This is a genomic window from Caballeronia choica (genome assembly GCF_001544535.1).
In the GTDB taxonomy this organism is placed as follows: domain Bacteria; phylum Pseudomonadota; class Gammaproteobacteria; order Burkholderiales; family Burkholderiaceae; genus Caballeronia; species Caballeronia choica.
The window spans coordinates 1-8,611 of sequence record NZ_FCON02000224.1; the positions used below are offsets into that span (position 1 = coordinate 1).

Below are 8,611 nucleotides of genomic sequence, written 5' to 3' on the forward strand. Positions count from 1 at the left end.
GGTGGGAAGCTGCTTTCTTTGCTTACTTTCTTTGCAGCAGCAAAGAAAGTGAGTCCCGCCCCGGACAGGGGCAGAGCTAATAAACCAAAAAGAAAGCAAGTTCCATAGAAGCCTAGGCGCATCAAACGGCGTAAACACAACCACACCAACACCAAACCCAAGCGCCAGCGATCACCCCTCCTCAACGGCAACCGCCTCAAGCCCCGGACCCTTCGCGCGCCCCAGCGCGACATGCGGCACAAACGACGAGAACAGCACGATAAAAACCCCGATCCCGAGCATCGCCCAGAACGTCAGATGCAGCGACGCATGCAGCACCAGCCGCACCACCGGCTCGCTGACTTCCGCAAGGCGCCGCGTATCCAGAAGCTGACGCAGTTGCTCCGACGTGATCGCGTGACTGAGCGTCGTATGGCTCAGCCCGTAGTTGAGCGCCGCGCCGAACGCCGTCGCGCCAAGCGTGCTGCCGAGATTGCGCGAAAACAGGTTCGATGCCGTGGCGCTGCCGCGCTGGTCGACCTGGACGATCTCCTGAATCAGCACGAGCGAACTCACGCTCGACAAACCCATGCCGAAGCCGGCCACCAGCGATCCAAGCCCCGCCAGCACCGGCGACGACTGCGGCGTGAGCAGGACGAAGAACAGCACGCCCAGCGGCACGAACACGCTGCCCGTCACGAGGATCGGGCGAATCCCGAAGCGATGAAACGAGCGCGCGGCGAGCGTGGCGCCCGTCGGCCAGCCGACCATCATCATCGTCAGCGCAAGACCCGCGACCACCGGCGAGCGCCCAAGCACGCCCTGCACGTACATCGGCAGGAAGGTCGTCGCGCCCATCAGGATCATGCCGCTCGCCACCGTCGCGGCGTTCGCGGCCGCGATCGGACGCCGGCTCCATAAGCCGAACGAAATCATCGGCTCGGCCGCGCGCCGCTCCTGCATCACGAACAGCACGGCAAATACGACGAAGACGACGCCCGAGACCGCCGCCTCGTCGCCATTCGACGTCCCCGCATACGTCAGCGACATCATGAACGCGCCGATCGCGGCCGTGAACAACAGCGCGCCGACGACATCGATCGAGGGTCGCGCGTGGCGCGGCGCTTCGCGCAGATATGCGATGAACCCCGCTGCCGAGGCGAGCCCGATCGGCACGTTCAGCCAGAAGATCCACGCCCACGACAGCGCGTGGATGATCATGCCGCCGACCATCGGCCCGAGCACGGCGGAGATCGCCCACACGCTCGCGAGATAGCCCTGCACCTTGCCGCGTTCGCGCGCCGGATAGAGGTCGGCGACGATCGTCAGCGTGACCGGCTGGATCGCTCCGGCGCCGATGCCCTGGATCAGCCGGAACGCGATCATCGCGGGCATCGACCACGCGAACCCCGCGAGCACCGAGCCGAGCAGGAAGATCGCAATGCCGGTGAGGACGATGGGCTTGCGGCCGTACAGGTCGGCGAGCTTGCCGAAGATGACGGTCATCGCGGTCTGCGCCAGCAGGAACGACGAGAAGACCCAGCTATAGAGATGGATGTCGCCAATCTGCGAGACGATTTGCGGCATCGCCGTCGAGACGATCGTCGCCTCGATGGCGACCATCGCCATCGAAGCCATGACGGCGGCAATCACGTAGCCGCGCTTTGTGACGGGATTTGAAGCGGGATTCGAAGCGGGATCGGTGCGAGTGGGACTGGTCATGTTCTCGTGCGTACGGTTCTACGCCGCGCGCAGCATGCATGAGCCTTGATGCATGGGACCTGGGCGGCGACAGGGTGGCCGCACATGACCATCGTTGCGGTGCGCCCGAACGAATCGTTCAGCGCGGGATGGATGCATCGGCCGGGGATTGCAGGGCTGGAATGTTACACCCGGGCGATGAAATCGGCTTGGCCCGTCCTTCGCGATGACGAGAGGACGAGCAGGGTGGCGGGCATTCGTGGTTCGTCGACGCCCGCCGCCGCCGATTTACTTCACAGGCTGCCCGATTTCATGGTTCGCCATGATTTCGAGCGCGCGGACCATCGCCGAATGGTCCCATGCCTTGCCGCCGTGCGCCGTGCACGAATTGAACAGCGCCTGGCAGGTGGCCGTGTTCGGCAGCGCCACGCCGAGCGCCTGCGCCGTGGCGAGCGCGAGGTTCAAATCCTTCTGATGCAATTCGATCCGGAAGCCCGGATTGAACGTGCGCTTGGTCATCCGCTCGCCGTGCACTTCGAGAATGCGCGACGAGGCGAAACCGCCCATCAGCGCGGTGCGCACCTTCTCCGCATCGACGCCCGCCTTCGACGCGAGCAGCAGCGCCTCGCCGACCGCCTCGATGGTCGCCGCGACGATCACCTGGTTCGCCACCTTGCAAACCTGCCCCGCGCCGACTTCGCCGATCAGCGAGATGTTCTTGCCCATCATGTCGAAGAGCGGCTTGACCGTGTCGAAGGTGGCTTGCGAGCCGCCGACCATGATCGTGAGCGAGCCCGCCTTCGCGCCGACTTCGCCGCCGGAGACGGGCGCGTCGAGATATTCGGCGCCGCGCTCGCGCACGCGCGCCGCGAAATCGCGGGTCGCCATCGGCGAGATCGAGCTCATGTCGACGATGATCTGCCCCGCGCGCAGGTTCTCCGCGACGCCGTTCTCGCCGAACAGCACGCGCTCGACGTCCGGCGTATCCGGCACCATGATGAAGATGACATCCGCATGCGCCGCGACCGCCGCCGGGCTGTCGCAGGCGCGCACGCCTTCCTGCGTGAGTTCGTCGGGCACGCCGCTGCGGGTGAACGCGGCCAGCTCGACGCCGTTCTTGCGAAGATTGGCCGCCATGGGCTTGCCCATGATCCCGAGTCCGATGAATCCTGCCTTTTGCATGTGTTTCTCCTGATGATGGGGTTACGCCGGGGCTGTTGCGCGATACGGTGCGTTATGTCTTCGCTTCCGCCAACTCGTTCGCGCGGCGCAGCCGTTCCCGGCTGTTCGACAAATGCATGCGCATCGCGGCACGCGCGCCGTCGGCGTCGTGGCGCGTGATGGCATCGAGGATGCTCTCGTGTTCGAGGTTCACGAGCGCGACATACGCCTTGGGGTCAGCATGCGCGATGCCCGCCGAGTCGATGCGCTTGCGCGGGATCAGCGCGGTGCCCATCTGCGTGAGGATATCGACGAAATAGCGGTTGCTCGTCGCCTGCGCGACGGAGATATGGAACTGGAGGTCGGCCGCGACGCTGTCGCCGCCCATGCGGCTCGTCTGCTCGATCGCGTTGAGCGCGCTACGCATCCGCGCGAGGTCTTCGGGTTGCGCGCGCTGCGCGGCGAGCCCGGCGCTCTCCGTTTCGAGGCTGATGCGCAGTTCCAGCACGGACAGCACATCGCGCAGCGTGGTGGCCGGGACCATGTCGATGCCGAGCCGTTCGCGGCGCGGTTCGAGCACGAAGCTGCCGATGCCGTGGCGCGTCTCGATCACCTCGCTCGCCTGCAGCCGCGAGATGCCTTCGCGCACGACGGTGCGGCTCACGCCGAGCCCGACCATCAGTTCCGACTCGGTGGGCAGCTTGTCGCCGGGCTTGAGCGCGTCGGACGCGATCTGCTCCTTCACGTAAGCCACGACCGACTCCGCGAGATTGCGAGCCCGGCGCGGCGGGGCAGCGGATGAAAATTGGACAGCCATCGGAACGCTCCTTGAATCGGTTGATTGCGACGAGTTCGGTCGATTCATTATAGCGATGTCTGACGAGTGATCGAGAAGGTTCTCTTGCAAATTCAGCGGCTTATTCATTGGGCTGCAAGCCGCTTGCCGTGAAGCGCAGGCAACAGTCGTAAGTCATCGTATCGGACATCGTCGCCTTTGCCGTCATCATGCCGGCTGCCGAAGCTCGACGCGCTTGATGTCCTTCACGATCACGAGATAGCTGAACACGGTCAGCAGCGCGTTCATGCCGACGAACACCAGCGCGCCATTGAACGAGCCGCCGCTCGTCGCGACGAGGTAGCCGATCACGATCGGCGTCACGATGCCGGCGACGTTGCCGAACATGTTGAAGATCGATCCCGACAGGCCGATCGCTTCCTTCGGCGACGTATCCGCGACCACCGCCCAGCCGAGCGCGCCGATGCCCTTGCCGAAGAACGCCAGCGACATCAGCGCGACGACCACCCAGTCAGTCGCCACGTAGTTGCAGCCGATGATGCACGCCGACAGCAGCATGCCGCCGACGATCGGCACCTTGCGCGCAACGGTCAGCGAGTGGCCGCGCCGGATCAGCGCGTCGGAGAACACGCCGCCGAGCACGCCGCCCGTGAAGCCGCAGATCGCCGGCAGCGAGGCGATGAGACCCGCCTGCAGGATCGTCATGCCGCGCGCCTGCACGAGATAGATCGGAAACCAGGTGAGGAAGAAGTAGGTCATCACGTTGATGCAGTACTGCGCGAGATAGACGCCGAGCAGCATGCGGTTGCCCAGCAACTGACGCACGTGATGCCAGCTCGTCGCGCGCTGGGTTTCCCCGTCGGCCGGCTTCTTCCGCGCGCTGACCACGCCGCCGCCCTGTTCGATGTGATCGAGTTCGGCCTGGTTCACGCGCGGATGATCGGCCGGGTTCTTCATGACCTTGAGCCACGTGAGCGCGAGCAGCAGCCCCGCGACGCCCATCATGACGTAGACCTGATGCCAGCCGAACCGGTGCGTGACCCACGCCATCAGCGGCGTGAAAATGACCGCGGCGAAGTATTGCGCGGAGTTGAAGATCGCCGATGCCGTGCCGCGCTCGGCCGTCGGAAACCAGCTTGCGACGACCTTGGCGTTGGCCGGGAACGCCGGCGATTCGGCTGCGCCCATCGCGAAACGCAGCACGAACAACGCGACGACCGCGCCCGCCGCACTGCCCACGAAACCGATCGCGCTTTGCAGCAGCGTGAAGAGCGACCACAGGAAGATGCTTGCCGCATAGACGCGGCGCGCGCCGAAGCGGTCGAGGAGCCAGCCCGCCGGCAATTGCGAGAGCACGTAGGCCCAGCTGAACGCGGAAAAGATGTAGCCCATCTTGATCGCGTCGAAGCCGAACTCGCCGCGCATCGCGGAGCCCGTCACCGAGAGGGTCGCGCGGTCGGCGTAGTTGAACGTCGTGATGACGAAGATCATCAGCAGGATCGTGTAGCGGACGCTGGTGCGTTTTGCTACGCCGGCGGCGCTGGCAACGTGGCTCGTCTGCATGGCAGTGCTGTCTCCTGGGTCGTGTCATGAGCGGCGACGGTGAATGCCGTCGCCGCGCCTGCAACTTACTGGGCGCCGAGCTTCTTGATGAGCACGTCGAGTTGCGCCAGTTCTTCGTCGGTGAGGTCGGTCAGCGGTGCGCGCACCGGGCCCGCGTCGTGGCCGACGAGCTTCGCGCCAGCCTTCACGATGCTCACCGCGTAACCCGCGCGACGGTTGCGGATCGCGAGGTACGGCAGGAAGAATTCGTCGATCAGCTTGCCGACGGTCGCGTGGTCGTCCGCCGCGATCGCGCGGTAGAAATCCATCGCCGTCTTCGGGATGAAGTTGAACACCGCCGACGAATACACCGGCACGCCCAAAGCCTTGTAGGCGGCGGCATAGACTTCGGCCGTCGGCAGTCCGCCGAGATACGAGAAGCGGTCGCCCAGGCGGCGGCGAATCGTCACCATCGCCTCGATCTCGCCGACGCCATCCTTGAAGCCGATCAGGTTCGGGCAGCGGTCGGCGAGGCGCTCCAGCATGTCCGCATTGAGCTTCGAGTTGGCGCGGTTGTAGATGATCACGCCGATATCCGGCACCGCCCGGCAGACCTGCTCGGCATGTGCTGCAATGCCTTCCTGGGACGCTTCGGTCAGGTAATGCGGCATCAGCAGGATGCCGTTCGCGCCGAGGCGCTCGGCTTCCTTCGCATATTCGATCGCCACGCGCGTCGGGCCGCCCGCGCCGGCGAGGATCGGCACCTTGCCCTTGCAGGTTTCAGTGGCCGTGCGGATCACGTTCGTGTAGTCGCTCTTGGTCAGCGAGAAGAATTCGCCCGTGCCGCCGGCGGCGAACAGCGCCGTCGCGCCGTAGGGCGCGAGCCACTCGAGGCGCTCGGCGTAGGTGTCGGCGCGGAAGTTGCCTTGTGCGTCGAAGTCGGTGACGGGAAACGACAGCAGCCCTTCAGAAACGATTTGCTTGAGTTCTTGCGGTGTGGTCATGGTTGAATATCCAAGGCGGCGGGGTGAATGTGAAGTGCCATCTGATACGTCATCGTACAACATGGAATGGCGGGGTTCAACTCCCTTTAGTGTTGTGAATGCGGATTAAGGGTAAATCCTCACGCGAGAGGTGGAACGCTTAGTTGTAGGATGACGTATGATATCGAACATGATGCTGACCGACGTTAAGCTGTCGTATCCCTAAAAGGACCGGTTGAAATGGAACAGTCTCCTCTCTACATACGCGTTCACCCGCGGGACAATGTCGCGATCGTCGTCAACGATGGCGGGCTGCCTGAAGGCGCCACCTTCGCCGACGGCCTGACGTTGCGCGAGCGCGTGCCGCAGGGACACAAGGTCGCGCTCGCCGATCTCGCCGAGGGTGACGAAGTCATCCGCTACAACGTGGTGATCGGCTACGCGCTCAAGAATTTGCCGAAGGGCAGCTGGATCAACGAGCACGTCATCCGCATGCCGAGCCCGCCGGGACTCGAGGGGCTGCCGATCGCAACCGTGAAGGCGCCGGAGATGCCGCCGCTCGAAGGCTTCACGTTCGAGGGCTATCGCAACGCCGACGGCACGGTCGGCTCGCGCAACATCCTCGCGATCACCACGACCGTGCAGTGCGTTGCCGATGTCGTGCAGCACGCGGTCACGCGCATCAAGGCCGAATTGCTGCCGCGCTTTCCGAACGTTGACGATGTCGTGAGTCTCGGGCATACCTACGGTTGCGGTGTCGCGATCGACGCGCCCGACGCGATGGTGCCGATCCGCACCGTGCGCAACATCAGCCTGAACCCGAATTTTGGCGGCGAAGTGATGATGGTGAGCCTCGGCTGCGAGAAGTTGCAGCCCGAGCGCCTGATGCCGCCGGGCACGATCCCGATCGTGACGACGGCCGTCGACGACGTGGCCGACATCGGCGATGTCGGCGCGGACGCGAACGGCGATGTCGTCGTGTTGCAGGACGACGCGCACGTCGGTTTCCAGTCGATGATCGAATCGATCATGAAGATGGCCGAGCGGCACCTGGAGCGGCTGAACAATCGGCGTCGCGAGACGTGTCCGGCATCCGATCTCGTGATTGGCGTGCAGTGCGGCGGCAGCGACGCGTTCTCGGGACTGACGGCGAATCCCGCGGTCGGTTTCGCGACCGACTTGCTGGTGCGCGCGGGCGCCACGGTGATGTTCTCGGAAGTGACTGAAGTGCGAGATGGCGTCGACCAGTTGACGAGCCGCGCGGCGAATCCGGAGGTCGCGCAGGCGATCATCCGCGAGATGCAGTGGTACGACGATTATTTGAAGCGCGGCAGCGCCGATCGCAGCGCGAACACGACGCCGGGCAACAAGAAGGGCGGGTTGTCGAATATCGTCGAGAAGGCGATGGGGTCGATCATCAAGTCGGGCAATTCCGCGATTTCGGGCGTGTTGTCGCCGGGTGAGAAGGTCAGGCAGAAGGGGTTGATTTACGCGGCGACGCCGGCGAGCGATTTTATCTGCGGCACGTTGCAGGTCGCGGCGGGGATCAATCTGCACGTGTTCACGACAGGGCGCGGGACGCCGTATAGCCTGGCTGAAGTGCCGGTCATCAAGGTCGCGACGCGTTCGGATCTTGCGCGCCGGTGGCATGATTTGATGGACATCAACGCCGGGACCATCGCGACGGGTGAGGCTTCGATCGAAGATGTGGGCTGGGAGTTGTTCCGGCTGATGCTCGAAGTGGCCAGCGGGCGCAAGGAGACTTGCGCGGAGAAGTTGAAGTTGCACAATGCGCTGGTGTTGTTCAATCCGGCACCGGTGACCTAAGGGGGTCGCTGGCGCTTGGGGTTGGTTGTCGCTGGCGCTTGGGTTCGGGGTGGGTTTGTGTTTACACCGTTTGATGTTTCTGCGCTTCTATGGAACTTGTATTGTTTTTGGTTTATTAGCTCTGCCCCTGTCCGGGGCGGGACTCACTTTCTTTGCTGCTGCAAAGAAAGTAAGCAAAGAAAGCAGCTTCCCACCGCCAATCCTTGCCATGCGCCGCCAGCCCGTTATGTCGGAGTGGTCCAACCGGGGGAGTGTCGTTAGCGGGGTTTCATCGTTGTTGGCATGTAGGAGAGGCTCGGGCATCGCACCACCATACGGAGTGGAACAGCAGTCATTCATCCGTCCTGGCACTGCGTGCCCGACGACTCGTGTGCCAAGCGGAGGGATTGAAGCATGCAGCAAGCACGAACGTAGGATGTAGATATAGCGATAGCGATAGCGATAGCGATAGCGATAGCGATGGGTGTTGGTTTTGCCTGACGGGTGAGCGCGAAGCGCGAGGCCGGATGTATGACTGCTGGTCCACTTTGTATAGCGGTGCGATGCCCGTGCCTCTTCTACATGCCAACAACGATGAAACCCCGCTAACGACACTCCCCCGGTTGGACCACTCCGACATAAC

Annotated in this window: 6 protein-coding genes; 1 reads left to right on the plus strand and 5 read right to left on the minus strand. The window is 63.9% G+C overall.

Translation table 11 applies throughout. The features are described 5' to 3' along the window. Positions 1-171 precede the first annotated feature (171 nt). The 5 genes from AWB68_RS40325 to kdgD all read right to left on the minus strand — a co-directional run bounded on the left by AWB68_RS40325 (position 172) and on the right by kdgD (position 6,183). Complete coding sequence (locus tag AWB68_RS40325) at positions 172-1,701, minus strand: MDR family MFS transporter (RefSeq protein ID WP_087649768.1); 1,530 nt, start codon at positions 1,699-1,701, stop codon at positions 172-174. Between the two features lie 267 nt (positions 1,702-1,968). Beyond that, positions 1,969-2,862 (minus strand): 2-hydroxy-3-oxopropionate reductase, encoded by an 894-nt coding sequence (locus tag AWB68_RS40330; protein WP_087649769.1) that lies wholly within the window; start codon positions 2,860-2,862, stop codon positions 1,969-1,971. Between the two features lie 52 nt (positions 2,863-2,914). Next, positions 2,915-3,658, minus strand: a complete 744-nt coding sequence (locus tag AWB68_RS40335) for a FadR/GntR family transcriptional regulator (protein WP_087649770.1) — start codon at positions 3,656-3,658, stop codon at positions 2,915-2,917. A gap of 186 nt (positions 3,659-3,844) precedes the next feature. Then, positions 3,845-5,200 (minus strand): MFS transporter, encoded by a 1,356-nt coding sequence (locus AWB68_RS40340; RefSeq protein ID WP_087649771.1) that lies wholly within the window; start codon positions 5,198-5,200, stop codon positions 3,845-3,847. Between the two features lie 65 nt (positions 5,201-5,265). Next, complete coding sequence (kdgD, locus tag AWB68_RS40345) at positions 5,266-6,183, minus strand: 5-dehydro-4-deoxyglucarate dehydratase (protein WP_087649772.1); 918 nt, start codon at positions 6,181-6,183, stop codon at positions 5,266-5,268. Between the two features lie 219 nt (positions 6,184-6,402). On the opposite strand from kdgD, the gene garD reads away from it, so the two are divergent. Further along, the gene (garD, locus tag AWB68_RS40350) at positions 6,403-7,989 is read left to right on the plus strand and encodes a galactarate dehydratase (RefSeq protein ID WP_087649773.1); all 1,587 of its coding nucleotides are present in this window, start codon (positions 6,403-6,405) and stop codon (positions 7,987-7,989) included. Positions 7,990-8,611: the final 622 nt, after the last annotated feature.